The sequence below is a fragment of the Megasphaera vaginalis (ex Bordigoni et al. 2020) genome (assembly GCF_900240295.1).
Taxonomy (GTDB): Bacteria; Bacillota; Negativicutes; order Veillonellales; family Megasphaeraceae; genus Megasphaera; species Megasphaera vaginalis.
The window spans coordinates 125,481-149,779 of record NZ_OEQB01000002.1; the positions used below are offsets into that span (position 1 = coordinate 125,481).

Consider the following 24,299-nt stretch of genomic DNA (forward strand, 5'->3'; position numbering starts at 1 on the left):
AGAAGATGAGACTCAAAAAAATGATTTGTGCAGGATTGTTGACGGTTGCGGCAGTATCGTTATTGACCGGCTGCGGCGGCAGCGGCGCGAAGCAGGCGGAACAAAAGTTGCCGGATAAATTGGTTATCGGACTGGATGATAATTTCCCGCCGATGGGATTCCGCGATGACAGCGGCGCGTTGGTCGGCTTTGATATCGATTTGGCCAAAGAAGCTTCCAAACGGTTAGGCGTCGAAGTTGAATTCAAGCCGATCGACTGGGACAGCAAGGAAGCCGCTTTGAAGAGCAAGCAGGTGGATATGCTTTGGAACGGGTTGACGATTACAGAAACACGGGCGCAGCAGATCGCCTTTTCCAAGCCGTATATGAAGAATTCCCAGCTCCTCGTTGTGCGCAGCGATTCACCGGTTACCGACAGGGCCGGTTTGGCCGGCAAGGTTATCGGCACGCAGGAAGGCAGCAGCTCTGTTGACGCTCTCGATAAGGTTCCCGATTTTAAAGGTTCGCTGGCTGATGTAAAATTGTACGGTGATTTTGTAGCTGCCTTTATGGATCTGGAAGTCGGCAGGACCGATGCGATTCTTGTTGACAGTGTCGTCGGCCGGTACTACATGAGCAAAAAAGAAGGCAAGTTCAAGGTTATCGACGATCAGATGGGCAATGAAGAATTCGGCGTCGGCATGCGTAAAGAAGACACGCTGTTGCAGGAAAAAATGAATGACGTGCTGAAGCAGATGGGTGAAGACGGCACGCTGACGAAGCTGTCGCAGAAATGGTTCGGCGAAGATATTACGATTAAATAAATACAGGAAAATACACACGTTTGAAGCGCGATGAGGGACGATTTCAGCCCCTCATTTCGTGCGTTTCGGGTAAAGGAGAATCCATTGGAATATTTTTTTACGATAGTGCCTTCCGTTGCTGCAGGGCTGCAGATTACACTGAAAATTTTTGCGATTACCATCGTCCTCAGCCTGCCGCTGGGAATCATCATGGCCGTCGCCAGATTGTCCCGGATCATGCCGCTGCGCAAATTTATGGGGGCGTATATTTATATCATGCGTGGTACGCCGCTGATGCTGCAGATCCTGTTTATTTATTACGGCCTGCCGTTCATTATTGAAGGGCTGAAGCTGCCTGATTTTCCGGCGGCTATCATCGCTTTCGTGTTCAACTATGCCGCATATTTTGCCGAAATATTTCGCGGCGGGATTCAGTCCATTGATCGTGGACAATATGAAGGCGCTAAAGTTTTGGGGATGACCTATGTCCAGACGATGCGCCGCATCGTTCTGCCGCAGGTCATCAAACGGGTCCTGCCGCCGGTCGCGAATGAAACGATCAATTTGCTGAAAGATACGTCTCTGGTTTACATCCTGGCGATGAATGACATTCTTCGCATTACGCGGTCGATCGTACAGCGCGATTTCGATACGACGGCGTTTATCGTTGCCGCCGTGTTCTATCTCTTTTTCACCTTTATTCTGACCAACGTTTTCGGCTACCTGGAAAAACGCTATGCCGTATATGATGAATAGGAGGAGCCGCAAACATGAGTTTTATTGAAATGAAGCACATTAGAAAAAGATTCGGATCGTTAGACGTGTTAAACGATGTTTCCCTTGCCGTCGATGCCGGCGAAGTCATTTCCATTATCGGGCCGTCAGGCAGCGGCAAGAGTACATTTCTTCGCTGTCTTTGCCAGCTGGAGACGATCGACCGAGGTGAAATTACCGTTGACGGCCGGTGCATGGCGCAGCAGCCGGCAGACGGCGGCCACTCCGTTTATGCGCCGGCTGGTGAGGTGCGGGCCATCTGCCGTCGCATGGGCATGGTTTTTCAGCACTTTAATCTCTTTCCGCATATGACGGTTCTGGAAAACATATTGGAAGCGCCGCGCGTCGTCAAAGGCATGAAAGACGAAGAGATTCTTCCCGTCGCCGAGGCCTTGCTGCGCAAAGTCGGCCTTTGGGAAAAAAAGGATACCTACCCGTCCCGTCTTTCGGGCGGACAGAAACAGCGCGTGGCTATTGCCAGGGCATTGGCCATGAATCCGGATATCATGCTTTTTGACGAGCCGACGTCGGCCTTGGATCCGGAGCTGACAGGCGAGGTTCTGCAGACGATCAGGCAGCTGGCGGACGACGATATGACCATGATCATCGTGACCCATGAAATGGCCTTTGCCAAAGAAGTGGCCGACCGCGTTCTTTTCATGGCGGACGGCATTATTCAAGAAGAGGGAACGCCGGCGGACGTATTCGAACATCCGCAAAACGAACGGACAAAAAGCTTCCTGCAATCAATGCTTCATTTTTGAGAAGAAACCGCACTGCAGTCGGTGCGGTTTTTTTATCGCGGCCATGTAAAAGGATATTTACTGTATGATAACGTATACGTATGCTATAATATACGGTAAAAGAATGGATAGGTATTCATAACAGAAAGGCAGTGATTGCCATGGCCAGCATTACGTTACAATCAGGATTTACCTTCGATGCGGGGACGTTATACGGACCTGACGGCGTTACGGAAGAAGAACTGTCCGCATTTGAAGAATGTTGCGGCAAAGCGCATACGGCGCTGATGGATATGCGCAGAAAGGGGACGATCGACGGGCATCTGTCAAAAGACGGCGAGCCCGAGGCCGTACTCTTTACCAGATTGCCGTATATAGCTGAAGAGAATATTAATACGCCTGAACGCATCATGGCGCTGGAGACCTTGGGGCGGACGACGCGCAACCGCGTTGACGCCGTCGTTTTTTTCGGTATCGGCGGCTCCTACTTGGGCGGCAAAGTTCTCTTTGATGTCCATTGCGGCGCTTTCTGGAATTATCAGTCTACGGCGGAGCGGAACGGATATCCCAAGATCTTTTTCTCTGGAAATAACGTGGACTCCCGTTCCCTTGGCGAGATCATCCGATTCTTGCAGGGAGAGCGCAACGCAAAGCCTGCCTATACGGTCATGGCCGTGCTGCTTTCCAAATCGGGGTCGACAATTGAACCGATGTCCAATTATATGATTTTCCGCCAGGCCATGATGGATGCGTCGGTCGCGTTGGAAACCGTTGCCGTAACCGACCCGCATGTAGGGGAAAAAGAAACGTTGTTGCATCATCTGGCGGAAAAATCAGACTGGCCGATCTTTTTTGTTCCTGACGGCGTCGGCGGCCGGTTCAGCGTTTTTTCCGAAGTCGGCCTGATCGTGGCCGCTCTCATCGGCTTCGATATCCGCGCTTATCTGGACGGTGCCAGGGCTATGGATCAGGTCTGCCGGAACGGCGACTGGCATGAAAATCCTGCGCTCTTCAACAGTGCCTTGAAATATCTGGCAGGCAAGCTTCACGGCCGTTGTCTGGAAGTGCTGATGCCGTACGGCGATTGCCTGAAATCACTTTCGGAATGGTATGTCCAACTGCTGGCCGAATCTCTCGGCAAGCGGCTGGATAAGCGGCAGCGTGTCGTCAATTACGGCAGAACGCCGATCGTGGCCGTCGGTACGACGGATATGCATGCACAGACGCAGGAGCATCAGGAAGGGCCGCAGGATAAGGTCGTTCAATTCATTTCGGTGACCGACTGGGAAAATGATCTGGTCGTTCCCCATCTATACGACGAATATGCACAGTTGGAAGCATTCAGCGGTTTGCCGCTGAGCCGCATTCTGGAAAGCGCCCGCAGCGCTAATGCGGAGGCCCTGGCCAGTGACGGCCGTCCCAGCGCCAATTACATTTTGCCGCAGCTGAATGCCTACCATCTCGGCGAGCTGATGTACATGCTCTGCCTTTCCGTCGCCTATGAAGGCGAATTTGCTGCTGTCGATGCCTTCAATCAGCCGGGCGTCGAGATTTATAAAAAGTTTTTGGGCAGTCGGCTGAAGGCCCTGAAGGAAGGGTAAGGAAGTAATGAGAATCCTGGTTACAGGCAGAGCCGGCTATATCGGCAGTCATCTTGAAGAAAGTATTGCCGCTGCCTGGGCTTGGCATCAAAGTCATCCGGACGGGTATGATGATGCGGGCTGAGGTACGGCTTCTGATTCGGAAGATAAGGAACTGTTCGGTTCCACACGCAAGACGTTTACTCCCCTACGGAGTGATCCTGACCATCGTGTCGGGGATGGCGTTCTTGTGGGACGGGCCGCTGCTTGAAAAGAAAACGGTCATAGGGGAGTCGGAGATGCGCGAGGCGTCTCCGGCTCCTTTTTCTTACGCCGGAACAGAAGAGAAACGGAGCCAAGAGAAAAAGGAAAAAAGCGACGGTAACGGCGCGGCAAAGGAAACGGAAAAGACGGGGAAACTGATTTTTACGACATTGCCGTCATTGCGCCATCGGCCGCTGCCTGATCTGTTTGCCGCAGCGCCGGATCCGACTGAAGAGGCGGCTGTGCAGACGTTGCCGGCGGCAGTACAAGAAGGAGCCCAAAAAGGGACGAAGGCGTCTGCGCCGCCTGTTATTCTCGGCTACATGGCGCAAGGCGCGCGTCAGGTCGTGCTGCTTTCTGACGGTACGCTGACGGCGGCTTGCCGGGCCGGTGATCATTTTGGATCCTATACGGTGAGTTATATTACGGACGGTATCGTCGGTTTGACGAAAGGTGGCGAGACGATTGAATTGTATCGATAAACGTACGGCCCGGCGCTGGTTGGGACCGGTTTTGTTCTGGTGTGTTTTCTGTGGCAATCCGATTGCCGCCGCGCCCCTTTCCGTCGATGTCAGTGACGCTCCGATCCGTACGGTTCTGGAGGGATTGGCCAAAAGCGGCGGCATCAATCTCGTCGTTGACGATACGGTGCAGGGATCAATGACGCTGCACCTGGAAAATGTGACGGCAGAAGAAGCCATCAAGGCGATCGTTGCCGGTCAAAACCTTTATTATAACCGCGGCGGCGCCATCGCGTCGATTACGGCAGGGCGGGAACAGAGAGGGGTCAAACGGCTGTATACATGGGCCCTGCAGCATGCGGAGCCGGCAGAGGTGGCCGAGGCCGTCAGGGCGGCGATTCCGGCGGAGCAGGTCCGGACCTATGCAGGCACCAACCGCATCGTCATTGGCGGCACGCCGGCGGAAGCGGCGGCAGTCGGCAGACTGGTTGAAGTGCTGGATCGGGAAGCGGCGCAGGCCGATGTGGAAGTGGAAGTCGTATCCTTGACACAGGACGCGATGAAGGAGCTCGGCCTGGACTGGAGTTGGGGCGGCGTGCCGGGAGGACCCGGACGGAGCGGACTTTTTTCTTTTGAAGGAAAAGTACGGGCGTTGTTGACAGAAGGCAAGGCCAAATTGTTGGCCCGGCCGCATTTGCTTGCCGCCAACGGAAAAGAGGCGAAGATCCTCATCGGCGACCGCATTCCCGTCCTGACGGAGCATGAAAAGGGACAGGAAAGCGTCACGACGACGGAATATCGCGATGCCGGCATTCAGCTCGTCTATACGCCGCGCATTCATGACGACGGCAGTGTGACCGCCAAAATTGACGCCGAAGTCAGTACGCCCGTGCTGGTGCCGCAGCTGAAAGCCTATCGCATCGCTACGCGGCAAGTGACGACGGAGGTGCGGATGGAGCCGGGCAAGACGTTGGTTATCGGCGGCCTTATCAATCGTGAAGATGTCGAAAATTTCCGCAAAATACCGCTGCTCGGTGATCTGCCGGTCCTCGGCAGGCTTTTTCGCAGCCACTACCGCAGCCAGAAAGAGACGGAAATCGTTATCCTTATCCGGTTGCGGTCAAAAGAGGAGACAAAGGTGCCGGAAGAATACGATACGCTGCGACAACGGCGCGTGAATGTGGTACAATAGCGCAGGAAGTGTTTCTTGGTACCCACTTCACAAAAAATCAAGGAGGTTTTTCTGATGTCGAACCTGCGTATTCTCATGGTGAATGCCGTTATTGCCGCAATTTACGCCATTCTGACGATCGTGCTGGCGCCTGTCAGCTACGGCCCCGTGCAGATCCGCTTTTCCGAATTCATGACGCTCTTCGCTTTTTCCGACAGAAAATGGATTCCCGGTCTTGTCGCCGGCTGTTTTCTGGCGAATATGGGAAGTCCGTTCGGCTTGCCGGATATGCTGGTCGGAACGACGGCTACTTTTCTTGCCACCGTTGTCATGTCACGGTGCGCCCATTTGTTTGTCGCTTCCTTGGCGCCGGTCTTTTTCAACGGCGTACTGATTGCGCTGGAATTGGCCTATTTGACGGAAATACCGGAAGAAATTTCCCTTTGGGCGATGATGGCCTATATCGGTGCCGGCGAATTTTTATCCGTCTCTGTCAGCGGTATTCTGATCTATAAGGGGCTGCTGAAAAATAAGGGATTCGCCCGTTACTTTCAGAAGGCGTAAAATGAAAAATGCTTTCCTCCCGATGAAGAGGAAAGCGTTTTTTAAAACGAGGCGGAGCGCTTTTTCAATTCTGCATAAAAGCGTGTCGTAACGGGCAGCGTGAGGTGCAGTTCCGCCGCTTTTTTCAATACATGGCCGCTAAAGGTTTCCAATTCATTGGCCCGTTTCGCCTTGAAATCGCGGGCCATTGAGCTCGTTGCCGCAGCATTGCGTTTATCCGTCATGGAGCGGTAGATTTCGTCAGGCAGCGATGGCGACAGGCGAATGCCGGCGGCGACGCCGACACGGTGCGTTTCTTCCAGGAGATCATGAAATTCTTTCAGCCATTGCGGATGTTGCAGCAAGTCGCCTGTCGTCGCGTCGTAATAGGCGGTAATGACGTTGTAGGCGCAGTTGATAATATATTTATGCCACGCTTCGGCATCCATATCATCGGGGATCTGACAGTCGAATACGCCCGTTTCGTCGAGGAGGCGCCGCACTGTTTCCAAGGCGTCGGAATCGCCTTTACCGATACAAAGTTTGGCGTAGTCGCTGGTTTGGCGAATGGAATAATCCGTATCGTAAGCAGTGGTGATGTAAATCAACGAATCCAGGACGCGGCCCTGCGGCGTCTGCTTTTTGGTTACGTCATAGTGGTCGATGCCGTTCAGAACGGGGACGATAATGGTTTGTTCAGCAATGCAGGGCTGTAAGGCGGCCAATGCTTCGGAGAGAGAATAATTCTTGACACAGATAAAAATTACATCCTGGCGGCCGGCAGCAGCCGGCGTAGCCGTTACGAAGGGATGAAAGATGTGTTCTCCCATCCGTCTGCTGTGGACGACAAGGCCTTTTTTCGCTAATGATTCCCGGCGTTTTCCGCGGGCGATTAAGGTGACATCCTGACGGTGGGAACACAAAACGGCGGCAATATAGCCGCCGACACCGCCGATGCCGCTGACCATGCATTTCATAGAAGGACTTCCTTTCTTGTTGTCATTGTTACTAATTATACTGCAAAAAGAAAGTGATTCAAAGAAAAAAACATATGAACTATTGCGCATGTGTTTGTTCATGTGTTATACTACAACTAACATATAAACAAATAATCATATAAAAAGGAGATATTATGTGTGAAAAAATGTCGCAACAAGAACCGGTAAGCCGTTGCACCTGTACTTGCGGCTGCTGTGGTGAACAGGCGGAGGAAAGCGGAAAGAAACGGCTCTTGCCCGTCTTTGCAGGTATTTGCGCATACTTGGCGGCGTATATATGGCCGCTGCCGGACAAGGGCAGCCTATATCTTTACGGTTTTGCGTATCTGTTGATCGGTAAAGACGTTATTCAGGCGGCTTGGCGTAATATTCGCCGTAAAGACCCGTTTGACGAAAATCTGCTCATGGTCATTGCCAGCGGCGGAGCCTTTCTTATCGGCGATTGTGTCGAGGCTGTAGCCGTCATGCTTTTCAGCCGTATCGGCGAATTTTTGGAAGAACGGGCTGCCGGTAAGAGCCGCCGTCAGATCAAGGCGGCTATCGATCTGAGGCCTGATGTTGTCTGCCGCATTCGAGACGGCAGAGACGTCGAAACGATCCCTGCCGCCGCCGCGAGGACGGGAGACCGTCTTCTGGTACGGCCCGGTGATCGTATTCCCTTAGACGGTATCGTGGCGGCAGGAGAGTCCGTCCTCGATATGTCCGCTCTCACCGGTGAAGCGCTGCCGCTGACTTGTCGTGAAGGGGACGGTGTGCTGTCGGGGGCAATAAACAAGACCGGCGTGATTGAGCTGACGGTAACGAAGGAACTGGCGCAATCTACGGTCTCGAAGATTTTGCAAGCCGTGGCGGCTGCGGAAGCGCAAAAACCGCGACTTGACCGGTTTATTACCCGGTTTTGTCGGCTGTATACGCCTGCCGTCGTAGCGGCGGCGATAGTGACGGCCGTCGTGCCGTCTCTCGCCGGCGGGCAGTGGCATTATTGGCTGTACACGGCACTGACCTTTTTGGTCATCAGCTGCCCCTGTGCCTTGGTGATCAGTATTCCGTTGGCTTTTTCCGCCGCTATCGGCGCGGCGGCCAAAGGAGGAATTCTGTTTAAAGGGGCGGCGGCACTGGAACGGCTGCATGAAGTCAAAACCGTCATTTTTGATAAGACCGGGACACTTACGGAAGGTCGCTTTTCCGCGCAACGTGTCTGCGCTGCCGGCAGGTTCACGGAAGCGGCCGTTCTGGCCGCGGCGGGAGCCGTTGAACAGGGATCGCAGCATCCGTTGGCCAAGGGAATCGTGGCTGCGGCAACTGTCGGCGGCCGTACACTCTCTCCGGCGCTCCGCAGCAGAGAATTCGCCGGAGAAGGCGTTGTTGCCATTGTCGACGGTCATTCGGTCGCCTGCGGCAGCTTGCGGCTGCTGCAGCGGCTCGGTACGGCGGTACCGTCCGTGGCGGCGGCAGGAGCGGCGGTCATCTTCGTCGCCGTCGACGGCGAATATGCCGGCCATATTATCCTTACGGATACGGTAAAGGACGATGCGGCCGCAGCCGTCAACGGCATTAAGAAGCTCGGCCTTTATACGGCAATGGTTACCGGTGATCGTGCGGCGGCGGCAGGCGTCGTGGCCGGAACGCTCGGTATCGATCAGACGCTGGCAGACTGCCTGCCGCAGGACAAGGTCGCGGCGTTGTCGTCGCTGCGGCAAGAACGGGGGGCCGTTTTCTTCGTCGGTGACGGCATCAACGACGGTCCCGTTCTTTCCGGCGCCGATGTTGGCGGCGCTATGGGCAGCGGCGCCGACATCGCTGTCGATGCGGCTGACGTCATTTACATGCACGGCGCCGTCAGTGCCGTTCTTCGTTCACTGCTACTATCCCGGCAGACGCTTGCCGTCGTTCGGCAGAACGTCGTGTTTGCCCTTGGGGTGAAAGGCCTGGTCATGCTGGCCGGTCTTGCCGGATTCGCTTCCATGTGGGGTGCCGTTTTTGCCGATGCCGGTGTCGCCGTTTTATGTATTGCCAATTCGGTTCGCATTTTGTATCAAACGTGATATAGTAGAGAGGAAGAACGCCGCAATCTGTTCTTCCTCTTTTTTTCGCAAGAGAAAAGGAGCGAAAGCGTCCCGTGAAATGCTGTGGGGAAGAGATTACTGTTGAGGTGAACGTATGATGAATAAGCAACGATATCTTGTCGCCGTATTGGCGGCACTGACCGTTATCGGTACGGCCTTACCCGGTTTTGCCGCAGAAGGGGGCGGTTTATCGGACCGGATTAAGGCCGTTTTGGCCGGTTACGATGCGCGTAACGGCGCAGGCAAGGAAGAAACGGGTAAGGACGGTAAAAAGGATGTGCCGGCCGAGCTCTTTGTGTTGCCGGAAAAAACGGTTGACAATATGAAAGCGACGTGGCTGATGGATGGGGCGACTGTTGCGCGAAGTGATCGCGCCATCCACGCCTTTGCCATGGACCGCAGCGTCGTGTTGGCAAAACATGGCGCCGCTGTGGTCTTGGAACGACTGAAGATCGACAAGGGTGGCGATACGACGAGTGAAGAAGGCGGCCGGCATAATGGGCAGAATGCAGCCGTTCTGGCTGTAGAGAGCAAGGTGAAGCTGGACGGTTCATCCGTTTCGTCCGCTGCAACGGGCGCCGCCGCCGTGGCGGTCGTCGGTACTGACGGCAATGTGACAGTAAGGCGGAGCCGCCTTTCGACGGCAGGAAAGGATTCCCCGGCCGTTGCCGTGTTGCCGGCGGCTGCTGCGGAGCTGACCGACAGCGAACTCGTGACGCGAGGGCGACAGAGCGCCTGTCTGTATTCGGCGGGCAGCGTCACGGTTGCGGGAACTAAGGGCTTTGCGGCAGCGGGGCCGATTGCGGTGCTCAAGGACGGCGGCCGTATTTCGCTGGAAGACAGCAGCTTTTCCGGCACTGCAGAAGGCGTTATGCTGGACGGCCCGGCAGCCGAAGGCGGCGAGGCTTCGTTCGAGGCGAAACACACGCGCCTGGAAAATACCGGCGCCGCGCCCTTATTCCGCGTCGGGAATATGACAGGCCATATTTATCTGGAAAATACGGTGTTGCTGTCCGCCGCTCCGGCGGTCGTTGCCGTATGCGACGGCGGTGCGTTGACGCTGGCGACGGCAAAGCAGTCCTGGTCGGGAAACGTCGTGGCTGATAAAACTAGTACGGTCATGGTGTCACTGCAAGACGGCGCGGTTTGGACGGGAACGATGAACGGTACGGCAGAAGCGGAGAAAGCTGACGTCAATCTGGACCGATCCTCGCAGTGGATATTGACCGGTCCTTCTCATGTCACGGTGCTGAGCGATGCCGACAGGAGTCTGCAAAATATTCGCAGCGGCGGGTACGACCTCTATTACGACCGACAAGCTGCCGGTAACGACTGGCTGCACGGGCGGACCCTTGATCTGCCCGGCGGCGGTCAGCTGTTACCGCAGCCCGTACGGGACGCCGTCACATGACCGGCGGGAAGAGCGGCGCGCTGCAGGAAAGAAAAGAGCTTTCATTTTCCCTGTTATTTTATGTAGTGATAATATATAATAGCTTTATAAAAAGTAAGATATTTTTAGGCTGTTAATTTGATCAATGTGATGGGAGCAACCAAGCAGATGGCGGCAAAAGTATGCCGGGCCATGAACCGGTTAGGAAAGATCGGATTCGTTGTGGTCCGTTTCGGGAATGTGCTCGGCAGTCGCGGGAGCGTAGTGCCTTTATTAAAAAAATTGCGGAGGGAGGACCGGTAGCAGTCACAGATCCGGCAATGTCCCGGTATTTTATGACGCTTCTGGAAGCGGGCGTCTTAGGAAAAGGCGGAGAGCTGATCCTGTTGGATATGGGAAATCTCCGTAAAAATTATTGTTATGGTACGAAATATGATTCAATTATCGAGTTATATTCCGGATGTGGATATAAAAATGCACCGGTCTTCGTCCGGAAGAGAAGCTGTTTGAGGAGCTTTTAACATCACAGGAAGGCACACGAAAGACAACCCATGAAAAAATATTCGAGGCAAAAGTGGCTAAGATGGAGTCTGAATGGCTGGAAGATACATTGAGCGCCCCGATAAGTACCAAAAATGATTTAGAAACCATTCAGACGTTAAAGGAAATAACTTCCACTTACCAACCTAATCATAAATGAGGAAAATAAATTGGCATAAAAAATGTGTTTTATAAAGTGAATGAAAAGGAGAAAATGATGAAAAATAGGAATATTTCATTTAGCCCGCCAGATATGAGTGATTTGGAAATACAGGAAGTGGCAGAAGCCTTGCGTTCCGGATGGATAACTACCGGGCCGCGTACAAAAAAGCTGGAAGAGCTGATTGCCAAGTATGTTGGAGTCAATAAGGCTGTTTGCCTGAATTCTGCCACCGCGGCAGAAGAACTTAATTTGCGGATCCTAGGGATTGGGAAAGGTGATGAAGTTATCGTTCCCGCCTATACTTATACATCTTCTGCGGCGGCAGCCATCCACGTAGGCGCCACTATAAAATTTGTAGATTCACAAAAAGATTCGATAGAAATGGATTACGATCAGTTAGAGCAAGCGGTTACAGATAAGACAAAAGCTATTGTTCCGGTAGATCTCGGTGGGGTGATTTGCGATTATGACCGTATTTTCGAGATTGTGAATAAGAAGAGAGGACTTTTTAAACCAAGTGGAAACACTGATTTGGGGAAGAGAATTCAGGCGGCTATCGGCAGAGTGGTGATTGTTGCAGATTGTGCCCACGCGTTAGGTTCTGAGCGTCAGGGAAAAATGGCAGGGGCAATTGCAGATTTCAGCAGCTTTTCTTTTCATGCTGTGAAGAATTTCACTACGGCAGAAGGAGGGGCTTCTACATGGCGTAGTATTCCCGGTATCGATGATGAGGAAGTTTATCATTGGTTCCAGCTATATAGCCTCCACGGGCAGTCAAAAGACGCTCTTCATAAGATGCAGCTCGGAGCGTGGGAATATGATGTCGTAGCGCCTTTGTATAAATGCAATATGACAGATATCATGGCAGCAATCGGTTTGAAGCAATTTGAGAGATATCCTAAGCTGTTGGCCAGACGAAAAGAAATTATTGAACGGTATGATGCGATGTGTGATGAATTGGGAGTTTTGCATATCAAACATTTTTCGGAAGGGCAACGCAGTTGCGGACATCTGTATATTACTCGTATTCCTTGGGCGGATGATTGTATGCGGAGAAATATTATTACGAAAATGGCTGAACATGGTATTGCCTGCAATGTTCATTACAAACCGTTGCCAATGATGACTGCTTATAAAGATTATGGATGGGATATCAAAGATTTCCCTAATGCATATAATCTGTATAAAAATGAAGTTACGCTTCCTCTTCATACGAAATTGACCGATGAAGATGTAGACTATGTGATTCATTGTTTCCAAGGAATCATTAGGAATACTAAATAGGCGGATCAAGGAAAATGTTTAAACGAGAACTTTTGGAATGAGGTGTTCTTGTGCTGTGCCAATGGGATGAACTTCCGATGGAAATGCAGAATCCGGAAGTAAAGATTTATTATGATATTCTTGTCAAAAAAAGAAACCAACTTTTATTAAAGGCTGTTTTTGATAAAATAACGGCACTGTGCCTGTTAATTTTTCTATCGCCGGTTTTTCTGTTACTGGCATTGTTAATCAAAGCTGACAGTAAGGGGCCTGTCTTTTTTAGGCAAGAGCGCGTTACCCAATATGGCCGGCCTTTTCGAATTTATAAGTTCAGAACGATGGTGGATCATGCAGAAAAATTAGGAACCCAGGTAACAACCCAATCCGACAGCCGTATAACAAATATAGGTAATAAACTCAGAGGGTGCCGTTTGGATGAATTGCCCCAGCTTATCAATATTCTTAAAGGAGAAATGAGTTTTGTCGGGACGAGACCTGAAGTTATGAAATATGTAAAGGCATATACTCCTGAAATGATGGCAACATTATTGCTGCCGGCAGGTGTTACAAGCGATGCAAGTATCGCATATAAAGACGAGGAGAAGCTTTTGGCGGATACGGATAATGCAGATGAAACATATATTCAGGTGGTTCTTCCTCAAAAAATGAAGTTCAATTTGCAAAGTATAAAAAATTTCAGCTTTCTTAATGATATTCTGACTATGTTTCGGACAGTGGGGGCGGTTTCATGATACAAAAAGGATTAGTTTCCATAATCACTCCTACATACAATTGCGGAGCTTTTATTGGAGAGACGATAAAATCGGTACTTTCTCAGACCTATGAAGATTGGGAGATGATTATTGTCGATGATTGTTCCACAGATGATACGGAAAATATAGTAAAAGAATATACGGAGAAAGATGATAGGGTACGATATTATAAGCTGAAAAAAAATTCAGGACCGGCAGTAGCAAGAAATGAAGCCATGCACCATGCAAAAGGAGAATACATGGCCTTTTTGGATAGTGATGACTTATGGATGCCGGATAAGCTGGTACGGCAAATACGATGGATGGAATTAAATGGATATCCATTTTCAAATACGTCATATGAACAAATTGATGAGAGAGGGCAATCCTTGGGGAGAGTGGTTAAGTCGATAGGAAAGACCGGCTATAGCCGTTTATTGCTGGATTGTCCTGTGGGGAATTCAACCGTTATGTACAATGTGGAAAAAATGGGGTATTTTGAGGTTCCGGACATAAGGAAGCGCAATGATGATGCTCTTTGGCTTAAAATGCTGAAAAAAGAGAAATATATGTATGGAATGCCGGATGTCCTCATGAAATATAGGATACGGGGAAATTCCGTTTCCAGTAATAAATTTAAATTAGTAAAATATCACTGGATTCTTTATCGCAATATTGAGCACCTATCCGTATGGAGGTCATTATTCCATATAGGATATTGGGGAATCATAAAAGTTTTAAGGATAAAATAATTAGAGACGGAATGATGAAAATACAGGTGCTGGTTGCTACGATGCATCAAAGAGATCACTCTTTGCTAAACAAAATGAATATACAAACGGATGCCATTATAGGAAATCAGTGTGATTTTAATTCAATTGAGCACTTTAATTGGCGCGACCATCATATTGCTTATCTGAACTTTGCGGAACGTGGGGTTGGATTGAATAGGAATAATGCCTTAATGCGTGCGGATAGTGAGATCTGTCTATTCGCGGATGACGATATGGCCTATGTAGATGGATATGCAGATATTGTAAGAAGGGCTTTTGAAGAAAATGGGGATGCAGATGTAATCATATTCAATGTATACGAAGAAAGAACGACGCGTTTTAAAATACAAAAACGCACGCGAGTGGGGTATTTAAATTATCTGCGCTACGGAACTGCCCGCATTGCAGTTAGGTTAAAAAGTATTAGAATGAACGGTATTTATTTTAATCAGTGCTTTGGCGGAGGAACGCCTCATTGCCATGGGGAGGATAATCTTTTCCTGACTGCCTGTCTGGATAAAAAGTTGAAAATATATGCAGTTCCTGAATATATAGCAACGCTTACAAATGAAAGAGATTCAACTTGGAATAATGGATATGATGATAAGTATTTAAGGGATCAGGGTATTCTTTACAAAATGATTTCTCCCAGATTTTGGAAACTGCTTTGTTTGCAGGATGCCATTAGACATCGTTCTTTATATGGAAGAGGAATTGCAGAATTATATTTCCTTATGACTGGACATAAATAGGTTTTGAGGTAATTATGAATAATAATGATAGAAAATTAAGTAATTTCAGTACGTTATATTTTTTTATTTCTATGTTAATCTTTCTGGTTTTTGTGCAATCCGGAAAAGCTTTAAATGATAATATTGATATTCCGCATATCGTAGTTGGATTTACGCCACTGATGATTGTGATGGCTTTCGGCCTGTTTATGCTTGCAGTTATAGTTTTGCGGAAAGGGAAAGTCTTATTAGACATGATATCTCTCATCATGTGTATTAGATTGATTTTTCCTTTAATCCCTCTTGTTTATGAGCCACAGGCTTCTGAATTTGTCGGGAATTATGCGATTCTGATTATGGATATATTAATTTATTTAATTGCGGCAAATAGCATAGTTGATTTTAACGGACTAAAAAAAGCTGTATTGCTTGTTTTCTTATTGATTTGTGTGCAAACTTGTGTTGAAGCATTAATTGGTACATACACATTCTTCGATGATACCTATTTTTATAAAAATGATCTTGTCATACCTGTTGGAGGAAGTAATGCCATAGCTGCCAAAATAATACCGTTATTTGCTTTTCTTTACTGTGCGGAAACTGGGAAGAAAAAAAGAATCGCCTTGCTTTTAATCATGTTAATTTCTGTCATTATCACGAAATCACGCGGAGGAATGATTGTTGCTTTATTGAGTTTAGTTATAATGCATTCTTGGGGGAAAAGGCTGTCGTTTAAAACAATTGTGTCTTTTTTTATTATATTGACAATAGCTTTGGCAGCGGGAATTTATTTTTTGTTTGATACAAATATCGGAATGTTGGCTTTTTCCTTATCCGACAGTACAGTGATCGGGAGACAAGACTTGTTATTATACGGAATTTCTTTGTTTTTTGATCATCCTCTGTTAGGGAATGGCTTTTCTGATGAAGTTGTTTTTTATAATCCACATAATTATATTTTGTATACATTAATGGCGTTTGGCCTTGTGGGGCTACTTCTTTTCTGCGTGCTCATGTTTTTTGTCTTTAAGTCGTTTTGCGGATATTCTGCAGATCTTTTTGTTAGAGGGTCTGTTTGCTTTTTGCTGTGTGTCCTTATGGAAGGATTGGGGGAAATTGTTCTTTACTCTTATATTTCTGATTTTATGTTGTGGTTTATTTTAGGAGCAACGATGTCTAGGATAAGAGCTATAAAACTAAAACAAATGCAGTCTGTCTCAGGGGTGACTGATGGAGTTATATCTATATGATTAATGTTTTGGTATTAAATTATAATGATGCAGACAGTGTGATGAAACTGGTAAACTGCATAGAAACTTACAAATGTATTGATCATATTGTCATTGTGGATAATTGTTCTCAGGATGATTCTTTTCAAAGATTAAAGAGTATAGTGGATAATAAGGTTGATTTAGTATCAAGCGGGCATAATGGTGGTTATGGAGCAGGTAATAATTTTGGAATCCGATATATTGCCGATCACTATCAATCGAATTATATCCTGCTTTGTAATCCAGATGTGATTATCAAAGAAGATGTCATCATTAAATTGGCGGGATTTTTGCAGACACACGATGATTATGTGATGGCAGCGCCCTTTATGCTGGATGCGGAAAAACAAAAACAATATAACACAGCCTTTAGAATTCCAGAGAAATGGGAATATATTTTTTCATTAGACGTTTTTATTTCTAAATTGACGAAATCTTTCCATTACAAAGGGATTGATTCAATTAGAAGTGAGTATAAAGATGTGGAAGCCGTTTCAGGATCGTTGTTTTTGTTGGATACGAATAAGATGCTTACATATGGAATGTATGACGAAAATATATTTTTATATTGTGAAGAAATTGTTTTGGCCATAAAGTTAAAAAAAGCACAGTTAAAAACGGCGTTACTTCTTACGGAAACCTTTATCCATAATCATTCTGTATCAATTGATAAGTCCTTTCATTCACAGTATGCAAAGCATACGCTTTTAATGAAGAGCAAATTGTATGTGATTAAGAATTATTATAATAGCAATCGTATTGAAAATTTGCTTGCATATTTATTATCCCGGATATCATTGTTGGAAGTCATGGTTATTTCTAAAATCAGAGGTAAATAATGGCAGATAATATTTGTAAGAACTTTAGAAAAGAAGAGTGCTGCGGTTGCGGAGCCTGTGTCAATATTTGTCCGACGGGGGCATTGTCTTACGGAAGGGATCAGTATGGATTTACTATACCGCAGATAGAGGAGAGCAAGTGCATATATTGCGAGAAATGCATAGATGTTTGTCCATTTATTCAGTGCAAAAATGGAGAGGGTGCCCGAATTCCGTTAAGGACATATGCAGCCTTGAACAAAAGGGCAGATGAAGTTTTTCGCAGTACCTCCGGCGGTATTTTTATCGTATTGGCGAAGGAAGTTATTTTACGTGGTGGCATAGTAGTCGGATGTACCATGGATTCGGCGTTCAAGGTGAAACACATCATTGTCTCTACCGAGGATGACTTGAAGAGTCTGCAAAAATCCAAGTATGTACAAAGTGATATGGGATACATTTATCGTGAAGTAAAGCGGACATTGTTACAAAAAAAGAAGGTGCTGTTTTCCGGTACACCTTGTGAGGTTGCTGCAATAAAGAGATTCTTGGGAAATATGGATACAACTGATTTATATCTGGTGGAAGTGGTCTGCCACGGAGTACCGAGCCAGGAGTTTTTTGATGACTATATAAAGAATTTACATGATGTAGCGGGCGGACTGAAAAAATACACCTTTCGTATAAAGCGTAAAGCTGAAAACGGAATGAATTGGTTTTTCTCTTATCAAAGGAAAATGGGGAAAGCGTCATAAAAAATTGGCCGGAAGACAGCTTTAACTATTATTATATGAAGTCATATTCCTATAGGGATGGTTGTTATCAATGTCCGTTTGCACGAGAAAGACGACAGGCGGATATTACATTATGTGATTATTGGCATTGGGAAAAATATCATGAAACAAAGTTCTCCCCTAATGCAACGGTATCCGGTGTTTTGGTGAATACAGAAAAAGGGGAAAATCTATTTGAGGTATTAAAAGACCATTTTCAGATGGAGGAAACAAAATTCGATGATATTATCCGCCATAACGGGTGCCTGCAAAGGCCGTCCCCTTGTCCGGACGGAAGAAACAATGTGCTCAATACTTGGAAGATAAAAGGGTATGGATATTTAGATCGTGAATTCAGGAGAAAATACAAACGACAAATATGGAAGTATTCTGTCATGAGACATGTACCAAATTCTGTCATTCGTGTCTTGCATTCATGGAGAGGTTGATATGGATATAAAAATAATCACGATTCATGCCATGCATAATCCGGGATCCGTGTTTCAGGCGTATGCACTGCAGAAATACTTAAGTAAACAACATAATGCACAAATTATTGATTATCGCCCAGGCTATTTTTACAGTGAGGGTTCAAAAATTAAGTTGTGGACTAAAAAGATACTTTTTTCAGGATCTTATGGAAGCCGAAATAAGAAGTTTAATCAATTTATTCAGGAAAATTTGGTGTTGACATCGTTATATACGGATTATAATCAGTTGGAAAACGGAAATTTACATGCAGATGTGTTTATGGCAGGCAGTGATCAACTGTGGAATACGGATTTTCCCTGTGGGCATGATAAGGCGTTTTATTTAGAATTTGTGAAACAGGGAAAGAAGGTTTCGTATTCTACTTCCGTTGGTAAGGAAAATATCGATTTCTCAAATTTATCTGTTTTGAAGGGGAAATTGCCCTATTTTGATGCTTTAGCCGTAAGAGAGAAGTCGAATGCGGAATTTTTGACAAAAGAATTGGGGCGAAGTGTAAAATGGGTGTGTGATCCGGTGTTTCTGTTGGAAGCCGAAGAATACATGCCTTTTATTTCTTCTGAATCGCCGATAGAAGATCCTTATGTAGTCATTTATCTTTCAGGTGCAAACCGGATTCTCGATGAAATCGTGAATTATTATCATCAGCGTGGATTAAAAGTAGTTTTAGCAGGTGGATTTACCAGACGTTGTAAGTGTGATATCCATATCAAAGACGTGGGGCCGGAAGATTTTTTAAATCTTATTTATCATTCTCAGGCTGTAATTTCCAGTTCTTTTCATGCGACTGCGTTCAGCCATATTTTTCATAAGGAGTTTATTACATTGGTGCCCAAGGCCAATGGGGAGCGTATCTACAGTCTTTTAAGGAAATCAGGACTGATATACCGAGGTGTTGATTCTACATTGAATTGGAATTTGTTAGAAAAAGAGACAGATTGGAACAAAGTACAAAATAATTTGGAGGAATATATCAGAGAATCCAAAGAATATTTATCTAAAGTTTTGGAATAAAATGATATGTAATATTAAAAAGTTTATACTGTGAATTTCCCAAGATATTTAGTGAATGTTTTTTGCAGAAGAATGCGTGCGACGATAAATCGCAATGGATTAACATTTATTTAATTTCTTTATTAGTCGGGTTTGGTGCCGGAGTAGAATATTATATGATACAAATTTTGTTAACTTTTATAAAAGCAATTTTACAACGAAACCAATGGAGAAAATTAAATTCCCATAATTATACTACGGTTTCGCAATTACAGATTTTTAATCTTCACAAAATAAAAGTGGGGAAAGGAACTTATGGAAAGATTAATGCACATCTTTTTAATCATGAGGATGATGTAGTATTAGAAATCGGTAATTATTGTTCCATTGCGAAAGGAGTTCATTTTATCTGTGGTGGAGATCATTATTTCGATCATTTGATGACGTATCCGGTTTTAAATAAAGTTTGGGGAGAAGATGAGGCAATAACAAAGGGGAAAATAACAGTTGATGATGATGTTTGGATTGGTACAAATGCATTAATTTTATCTGGGGTTCATATTGGGCAAGGGGCAATCATTGCAGCGGGAGCAGTTGTGGTTAGCGACGTGCCGGCCTATAGTATTGTGGGAGGAGTTCCTGCGACTATTATTAAATGGAGATTCAGCCAACCAGTCATTGATAAACTCATTACGATTAATTTTGGCGGAATAGATTTTTCTTTTATTGATAAGCATAGAGAATTATTTACAGAAAAAGTTGATATGGATTTACTTGAAAAAGCAATTAAAGAAATAAAAGATAAGTAGAGGCGTTGATAAATGAATGTAACCCGACTGATCAGAAATATATCATATTCATTTTTCGCTAATTTTATTTCTTTGTGTGGATCTGTTATTATGACAATATTTGTTCCTAAGTTTATGCCAATTGTCGATTATGGTATTTGGCAATTATTCTTGTTTTATTTTTCCTATATGAGCTTTTTTCATTTTGGCTGGTCAGATGGAATTTATTTACGATATGCGGGAAAATCATTTGATGAATTGGATTCGAAGGTTTTTGCCGGTCAATTATATGGGCTTGTATGTATGGAATTATTGCTTGCATCATTAATCTGGCTGTTTAGTAAATATTTTGTTGAAGATTATACCAAACAGAATCTATTGCTTTATTCTGCGTTTTCATTACCATTTTTACATTTTAATGCAATGTGCGGCTTTATTCTTCAAATGACAAATAAAATTTCCGGTTATGCTAAAATTATCTTAACCGAGAGGGTCCTGCTACTTGCTATAGTGTTTTTGCTTCTGATTATTGGATATAATTCTTTTTATGATTTATATTATGCAAAAGTAATATCCCTTTTGGGAGCATCCTTATTTTGTGTAAAAATCTGTTATAGGCTTCTGTATTTTCAATTTACTTCACTTAAGGAATTCGTTTATGAAACGTTTATGAATATAAGTGCAGGGATTAAGCTTATGTTTGCGAATATAGCAAGCATGCTTATTATTGGTATTGTCCGTTATGGGGTCTCGGTAGGATGGGATGTTGTAACTTTTGGAAAGGTGTCATTGACTTTAGGTATCTCAAATTTTTTAATGATATTTATCAGTGCGGTTAGTGTCGCGTTTTTTCCTATATTGAAGCATGTGGAGGAAAGCAAGCTGGCAGGTCTTTATGTGAAACTTCGTAGCGGGTTGTCTGCTATCCTTTTGGCTCTACTGATTTTTTATTATCCGATAAGGTGCTTGTTGTCATGGTGGCTTCCACAGTATGAGGATAGTTTGGTGTATATGGCCGTTTTATTTCCTGTTTGCATATTTGAAAGCAAGATGCAATTGTTGGTTAATACTTATTTGAAGAGTATGCGGCAAGAGTTTCTGATGCTAAAAATCAATAGTATTGCAGTTATATTAAGTGCGATTGTCACTGTCGTATCGGTTGAATTGTTCCATAATTTAGATATGACAATCTTTTCAGTAGTATTTTTATATGCAATCAGATGTTTTTATGCAGAAGTAAAATTGCAAAAATTATTAGGACTACACCTTGGTAAAGACATGGTAGTGGAATGCTTATTGGTAGGCACATTTATTGCTGGCGGATGGATTTGGGACAATTTTATATGCATGGTTATTTATGGAGCAGCATATATGGCATATTTGGCGTGGAATAAAAAACAAATAACAAATTTAATTTCAATAATAAAGACTATATAAGTTTTTTAGAAGGAGAATTGTTTTTTATGAATATAGCAATTGCAGGTACAGGGTATGTGGGTTTGTCATTAGCAGTTTTATTGTCACAGCATAATCATGTGATGGCGGTGGATGTGGTTCCGGAGAAGGTGGAGCTGATTAATCAGCGAAAGTCACCGATTCAGGATGATTATATCGAAAGGTATTTGGCAGAAAAGAAATTGGATCTGACTGCGACGCTTGATGCGAAAGTGGCTTATAGTCATGCCGATTTTGTCATTGTTGCTACTCCAACGAATTATGACAGCCAGAAAAACTTTTTTGATACGAGCTCGGTAGAGTCGGTCATTCGACTTGTGATGGAATATAATCCTGATGCCGTCATGGTTATTAAATCGACGATTCCTGTCGGATATACAAAAAGTATCCGTGAGAAAACGGGCAGCAGGAATATTCTATTTAGTCCTGAGTTTTTGCGAGAAAGCAAGGCCCTTTATGATAATCTTTACCCGAGCCGTATTATCGTAGGCACTGACAGCGATGATGAACGTCTTGTGGAAGCGGCGCATACGTTTGCCGGACTTTTACAGGAAGGTGCGATAAAGAAAGATATTCCCACGCTTTTTATGGGATTTACAGAAGCGGAAGCGGTAAAACTTTTTGCAAATACGTATTTGGCGATGCGTGTTTCTTATTTCAATGAGCTGGATACTTATGCGGAAATGAAGAAATTGGATACGCAGCAGATTATCAATGGTGTATGTCTTGATTCACGAATTGGGGCATACTATAATAATCCTTCTTTTGGCTATGGAGGATATTGTTTGCCAAAGGATACCAAGCAGTTGCTGGCCAATTATTCGGAAGTTCCTGAAAATCTGATTGAAGCAATCGTCCAGTCAAATCGGACACGCAAGGATTTCATTGCCGGACAAGTGCTGGAAAAAGCGGGATATCATTGCAGCGGTGACGAACATGCGGAGAAAGAAAAGCCTTTAGTGATTGGGGTCTATAGATTGACAATGAAATCCAATTCAGATAACTTTCGACAGAGCAGTATTCAAGGAGTCATAAGAAGAATTAAAGCTAAGGGCGCTAAAATCATTATTTATGAGCCGACCTTGGAAAATGGAAGCATGTTTTTTGGAAGTATGGTTGTGAATGATTTAGACAGATTCAAAAAAGAAAGCCAAAGCATCATTGCCAATCGATATGACAGCAGCCTCAATGATGTCAGGGATAAGGTCTATACGAGGGATATTTTTGCAAGAGATTAAAGAATGTAAGGGAGAGGCTTTATGAAGGGAATTGTTTTAGCCGGCGGCAGCGGGACGCGGTTGTATCCATTGACGATGGTGACATCGAAGCAGCTTTTGCCGATTTATGATAAACCGATGATTTATTATCCCTTGTCTACGTTGATGTTGGCCGGGATTCGGGATATTCTGATTATTTCTACGCCGATGGATTTACCTAATTTTGAACGTCTTTTAGGAGATGGCTCAAGATATGGTATCCATTTGAAATACAAGATACAGCCTTCTCCTGACGGATTGGCACAGGCATTTATACTGGGTGAAGAATTTATTGCCGGAGAGCCTTGCGCCATGGTTCTGGGGGATAATATCTTTTATGGCGCCGGGTTGACAAGGTATTTGAAGGGGGCGGCAGAAGACGCACAGCATGCGGCAGGTGCGACTGTTTTCGGATATTACGTGGATGATCCGGAACGTTTTGGCGTGATTGAATTTGATAAACAGGGGAAAGCGATTTCGATTGAAGAGAAACCTAAGAATCCAAAGTCTAATTATGCAGTGACCGGATTATATTTTTATGATTCCAAAGTATGTGAGTATGCGAAGCAGGTCAAACCGTCAGATCGTGGAGAATTGGAAATTACGGATTTGAATAAAATGTATCTGGATGATGGAAACTTGCAGGTGGTCACTCTGGGACGCGGGTATGCGTGGCTGGATACCGGGACCATAGATAGTCTAAGTGCTGCTGCTGATTTCGTCCGGGCGGTGGAAACGCGTGCGGGAATCCATATAGCGGCGCTGGAGGATATTGCATACCAGCAGGGCTGGATAGATAAGGCGACATTGGAAGAGAGTGCTGAAAAGTATGGAAAGAGCCCGTATGGACAATATCTGAAAAAGGTGGCCATGGGGAAGATTCTGTCGGAAGTGTGAGTATAGAAGGCAGACATCGGAGGACAGAAGTCAGAAGGAGAAAGCTAGAAGACAGATGTCAGAGATTAGATGATAAAATATGATGGAAATCGTTTAATCTATGCATTTTTATATGGACTTTGCTGAGTGGTGATTAATAAGGGGCTTGAGAATCATGAATTTCCAGAAAATGATTGTTTGGCAGAAATCCATGACTCTTGCTGAAAAAGTATATGAAGCAGTGAGATTTCTTCCGAAAGAAGAGTTGTTTGCTTTGTCTTATCAAATGCGGCGAGCAGCGGTTTCTGTTCCGTCTAACATTGCTGAAGGTGTTGCACGTGCTACAAAAAATGATACAAAGTATTTTTTGACGATAGCACGAGGTTCGGTAGCTGAGTTGCAGACTCATATTTTAATTTGTAAAAGGCTGAAATATATAGAAGAAGAGCAAGCTCGGATTCTGTTGGATTTAGCGGATGAAATACGAAAAATGTTATCAGTATTGATTAATAAAGAAAATTTGATATGAAGCTGGATGTGATAAAGGCTTCCTATGTTATTTAGTGTCTGCCATCTGATATCTTTT

24 protein-coding genes and 2 pseudogenes are annotated in these 24,299 nt (G+C 45.4%); 25 read left to right on the forward strand and 1 reads right to left on the reverse strand.

Going from position 1 to position 24,299, the window contains the following annotated elements:
* Positions 1-5: 5 nt before the first annotated feature.
* From C0977_RS03210 to C0977_RS03240, 7 genes are all read left to right on the forward strand, one after another.
* Entirely contained in the window at positions 6-803 is a 798-nt protein-coding gene (locus tag C0977_RS03210; protein ID WP_101912430.1) for an amino acid ABC transporter substrate-binding protein, read from the forward strand.
* Positions 804-887: 84 nt separating this feature from the next.
* Positions 888-1,538, forward strand: coding sequence for an amino acid ABC transporter permease (locus C0977_RS03215; protein ID WP_023052741.1), 651 nt, complete (start codon positions 888-890; stop codon positions 1,536-1,538).
* Between the two features lie 14 nt (positions 1,539-1,552).
* Entirely contained in the window at positions 1,553-2,320 is a 768-nt protein-coding gene (locus tag C0977_RS03220) for an amino acid ABC transporter ATP-binding protein (protein ID WP_023052733.1), read from the forward strand.
* A 140-nt stretch (positions 2,321-2,460) separates the two neighbouring features.
* A complete protein-coding gene (locus C0977_RS03225) occupies positions 2,461-3,900 on the forward strand; it encodes a glucose-6-phosphate isomerase (RefSeq protein ID WP_101912431.1) in 1,440 nt (479 codons plus the stop codon).
* A 209-nt stretch (positions 3,901-4,109) separates the two neighbouring features.
* Positions 4,110-4,625 (forward strand): hypothetical protein, encoded by a 516-nt coding sequence (locus tag C0977_RS03230; RefSeq protein WP_145995061.1) that lies wholly within the window; start codon positions 4,110-4,112, stop codon positions 4,623-4,625.
* A complete protein-coding gene (locus C0977_RS03235; RefSeq protein ID WP_234987554.1) occupies positions 4,609-5,796 on the forward strand; it encodes a secretin and TonB N-terminal domain-containing protein in 1,188 nt (395 codons plus the stop codon). The genes C0977_RS03230 and C0977_RS03235 overlap by 17 nt, the downstream gene beginning before the upstream one ends.
* Positions 5,797-5,850: 54 nt before the next feature.
* Positions 5,851-6,339, forward strand: a complete 489-nt coding sequence (locus tag C0977_RS03240; protein WP_023052736.1) for a QueT transporter family protein — start codon at positions 5,851-5,853, stop codon at positions 6,337-6,339.
* A 41-nt stretch (positions 6,340-6,380) separates the two neighbouring features.
* Here C0977_RS03240 and C0977_RS03245 read toward each other — a convergent pair whose 3' ends face one another.
* A complete protein-coding gene (locus C0977_RS03245) occupies positions 6,381-7,295 on the reverse strand; it encodes a ketopantoate reductase family protein (RefSeq protein WP_159459020.1) in 915 nt (304 codons plus the stop codon).
* Between the two features lie 155 nt (positions 7,296-7,450).
* On the opposite strand from C0977_RS03245, the gene C0977_RS03250 reads away from it, so the two are divergent.
* The 18 genes and pseudogenes from C0977_RS03250 to C0977_RS03330 all read left to right on the forward strand — a co-directional run bounded on the left by C0977_RS03250 (position 7,451) and on the right by C0977_RS03330 (position 24,242).
* A complete protein-coding gene (locus C0977_RS03250) occupies positions 7,451-9,361 on the forward strand; it encodes a heavy metal translocating P-type ATPase (RefSeq protein WP_101912434.1) in 1,911 nt (636 codons plus the stop codon).
* Positions 9,362-9,476: 115 nt separating this feature from the next.
* Positions 9,477-10,793, forward strand: a complete 1,317-nt coding sequence (locus C0977_RS03255; protein WP_145995062.1) for a hypothetical protein — start codon at positions 9,477-9,479, stop codon at positions 10,791-10,793.
* A 117-nt stretch (positions 10,794-10,910) separates the two neighbouring features.
* Positions 10,911-11,293 (forward strand): annotated as a pseudogene (locus C0977_RS11335) (polysaccharide biosynthesis protein).
* Positions 11,257-11,472 (forward strand): annotated as a pseudogene (locus C0977_RS11340) (polysaccharide biosynthesis protein); the annotation flags it as partial. The pseudogenes C0977_RS11335 and C0977_RS11340, both read left to right, overlap by 37 nt.
* Before the next feature lie 54 nt (positions 11,473-11,526).
* Positions 11,527-12,759, forward strand: coding sequence for a DegT/DnrJ/EryC1/StrS family aminotransferase (locus tag C0977_RS03265; RefSeq protein ID WP_101912436.1), 1,233 nt, complete (start codon positions 11,527-11,529; stop codon positions 12,757-12,759).
* Positions 12,760-12,812: 53 nt separating this feature from the next.
* The gene (locus C0977_RS03270) at positions 12,813-13,490 is read left to right on the forward strand and encodes a sugar transferase (protein WP_101912551.1); all 678 of its coding nucleotides are present in this window, start codon (positions 12,813-12,815) and stop codon (positions 13,488-13,490) included.
* Positions 13,487-14,242 carry a glycosyltransferase family 2 protein gene (locus C0977_RS03275; RefSeq protein ID WP_101912437.1) on the forward strand — a complete coding sequence of 252 codons (756 nt, stop codon included), beginning with the start codon at positions 13,487-13,489 and terminating at the stop codon, positions 14,240-14,242. The genes C0977_RS03270 and C0977_RS03275 overlap by 4 nt, the downstream gene beginning before the upstream one ends.
* Positions 14,243-14,253: 11 nt before the next feature.
* A complete protein-coding gene (locus C0977_RS03280) occupies positions 14,254-15,015 on the forward strand; it encodes a glycosyltransferase family 2 protein (protein ID WP_159459021.1) in 762 nt (253 codons plus the stop codon).
* A gap of 14 nt (positions 15,016-15,029) precedes the next feature.
* Positions 15,030-16,244 (forward strand): O-antigen ligase family protein, encoded by a 1,215-nt coding sequence (locus tag C0977_RS03285; RefSeq protein WP_101912438.1) that lies wholly within the window; start codon positions 15,030-15,032, stop codon positions 16,242-16,244.
* On the forward strand, positions 16,241-17,104 hold the full coding sequence (locus C0977_RS03290; RefSeq protein WP_023052729.1) for a glycosyltransferase family 2 protein: 864 nt from the start codon (positions 16,241-16,243) through the stop codon (positions 17,102-17,104). The genes C0977_RS03285 and C0977_RS03290 overlap by 4 nt, the downstream gene beginning before the upstream one ends.
* The gene (locus C0977_RS11200) at positions 17,104-17,838 is read left to right on the forward strand and encodes a 4Fe-4S binding protein (protein WP_101912439.1); all 735 of its coding nucleotides are present in this window, start codon (positions 17,104-17,106) and stop codon (positions 17,836-17,838) included. Before C0977_RS03290 ends, C0977_RS11200 begins: the two co-directional genes overlap by 1 nt.
* A gap of 35 nt (positions 17,839-17,873) precedes the next feature.
* Complete coding sequence (locus C0977_RS11345; protein ID WP_101912440.1) at positions 17,874-18,305, forward strand: Coenzyme F420 hydrogenase/dehydrogenase, beta subunit C-terminal domain; 432 nt, start codon at positions 17,874-17,876, stop codon at positions 18,303-18,305.
* A 1-nt stretch (position 18,306) separates the two neighbouring features.
* The gene (locus C0977_RS03305) at positions 18,307-19,359 is read left to right on the forward strand and encodes a polysaccharide pyruvyl transferase family protein (RefSeq protein WP_023052745.1); all 1,053 of its coding nucleotides are present in this window, start codon (positions 18,307-18,309) and stop codon (positions 19,357-19,359) included.
* Positions 19,360-19,514: 155 nt separating this feature from the next.
* Positions 19,515-20,147 (forward strand): CatB-related O-acetyltransferase, encoded by a 633-nt coding sequence (locus tag C0977_RS03310; RefSeq protein ID WP_101912441.1) that lies wholly within the window; start codon positions 19,515-19,517, stop codon positions 20,145-20,147.
* A 12-nt stretch (positions 20,148-20,159) separates the two neighbouring features.
* Positions 20,160-21,563: a lipopolysaccharide biosynthesis protein gene (locus C0977_RS03315; RefSeq protein WP_023052726.1), complete on the forward strand. Its 1,404-nt coding sequence runs from the start codon at positions 20,160-20,162 to the stop codon at positions 21,561-21,563.
* A 26-nt stretch (positions 21,564-21,589) separates the two neighbouring features.
* Positions 21,590-22,819: a nucleotide sugar dehydrogenase gene (locus tag C0977_RS03320; RefSeq protein ID WP_023052766.1), complete on the forward strand. Its 1,230-nt coding sequence runs from the start codon at positions 21,590-21,592 to the stop codon at positions 22,817-22,819.
* 21 nt (positions 22,820-22,840) lie between these two features.
* Positions 22,841-23,734, forward strand: a complete 894-nt coding sequence (gene rfbA / locus C0977_RS03325) for a glucose-1-phosphate thymidylyltransferase RfbA (protein ID WP_023052748.1) — start codon at positions 22,841-22,843, stop codon at positions 23,732-23,734.
* 154 nt (positions 23,735-23,888) lie between these two features.
* Entirely contained in the window at positions 23,889-24,242 is a 354-nt protein-coding gene (locus tag C0977_RS03330; protein ID WP_234987556.1) for a four helix bundle protein, read from the forward strand.
* Positions 24,243-24,299 lie beyond the last annotated feature (57 nt).

Excerpts from the sequence above, each read along its gene's own strand:
- C0977_RS03310 (WP_101912441.1), top strand. The coding sequence starts at position 19,515 with ATGATACAAATTTTGTTAACTTTTATAAAAGCAATTTTACAACGAAAC.
- C0977_RS03315 (WP_023052726.1), top strand. The coding sequence starts at position 20,160 with ATGAATGTAACCCGACTGATCAGAAATATATCATATTCATTTTTCGCT.
- C0977_RS03265 (WP_101912436.1), top strand. The coding sequence starts at position 11,527 with ATGATGAAAAATAGGAATATTTCATTTAGCCCGCCAGATATGAGTGAT.
- C0977_RS03285 (WP_101912438.1), top strand. The coding sequence starts at position 15,030 with ATGAATAATAATGATAGAAAATTAAGTAATTTCAGTACGTTATATTTT.
- C0977_RS03320 (WP_023052766.1), top strand. The coding sequence starts at position 21,590 with ATGAATATAGCAATTGCAGGTACAGGGTATGTGGGTTTGTCATTAGCA.
- C0977_RS03240 (WP_023052736.1), top strand. The coding sequence starts at position 5,851 with ATGTCGAACCTGCGTATTCTCATGGTGAATGCCGTTATTGCCGCAATT.
- C0977_RS11200 (WP_101912439.1), top strand. The coding sequence starts at position 17,104 with ATGGCAGATAATATTTGTAAGAACTTTAGAAAAGAAGAGTGCTGCGGT.
- C0977_RS03225 (WP_101912431.1), top strand. The coding sequence starts at position 2,461 with ATGGCCAGCATTACGTTACAATCAGGATTTACCTTCGATGCGGGGACG.
- C0977_RS03245 (WP_159459020.1), bottom strand. The coding sequence starts at position 7,295 with ATGAAATGCATGGTCAGCGGCATCGGCGGTGTCGGCGGCTATATTGCC.
- C0977_RS03250 (WP_101912434.1), top strand. The coding sequence starts at position 7,451 with ATGTGTGAAAAAATGTCGCAACAAGAACCGGTAAGCCGTTGCACCTGT.
- rfbA (WP_023052748.1), top strand. The coding sequence starts at position 22,841 with ATGAAGGGAATTGTTTTAGCCGGCGGCAGCGGGACGCGGTTGTATCCA.
- C0977_RS03290 (WP_023052729.1), top strand. The coding sequence starts at position 16,241 with ATGATTAATGTTTTGGTATTAAATTATAATGATGCAGACAGTGTGATG.
- C0977_RS11345 (WP_101912440.1), top strand. The coding sequence starts at position 17,874 with ATGAAGTCATATTCCTATAGGGATGGTTGTTATCAATGTCCGTTTGCA.
- C0977_RS03280 (WP_159459021.1), top strand. The coding sequence starts at position 14,254 with ATGATGAAAATACAGGTGCTGGTTGCTACGATGCATCAAAGAGATCAC.
- C0977_RS03210 (WP_101912430.1), top strand. The coding sequence starts at position 6 with ATGAGACTCAAAAAAATGATTTGTGCAGGATTGTTGACGGTTGCGGCA.
- C0977_RS03305 (WP_023052745.1), top strand. The coding sequence starts at position 18,307 with ATGGATATAAAAATAATCACGATTCATGCCATGCATAATCCGGGATCC.
- C0977_RS03275 (WP_101912437.1), top strand. The coding sequence starts at position 13,487 with ATGATACAAAAAGGATTAGTTTCCATAATCACTCCTACATACAATTGC.
- C0977_RS03255 (WP_145995062.1), top strand. The coding sequence starts at position 9,477 with ATGATGAATAAGCAACGATATCTTGTCGCCGTATTGGCGGCACTGACC.
- C0977_RS03220 (WP_023052733.1), top strand. The coding sequence starts at position 1,553 with ATGAGTTTTATTGAAATGAAGCACATTAGAAAAAGATTCGGATCGTTA.
- C0977_RS03330 (WP_234987556.1), top strand. The coding sequence starts at position 23,889 with ATGAATTTCCAGAAAATGATTGTTTGGCAGAAATCCATGACTCTTGCT.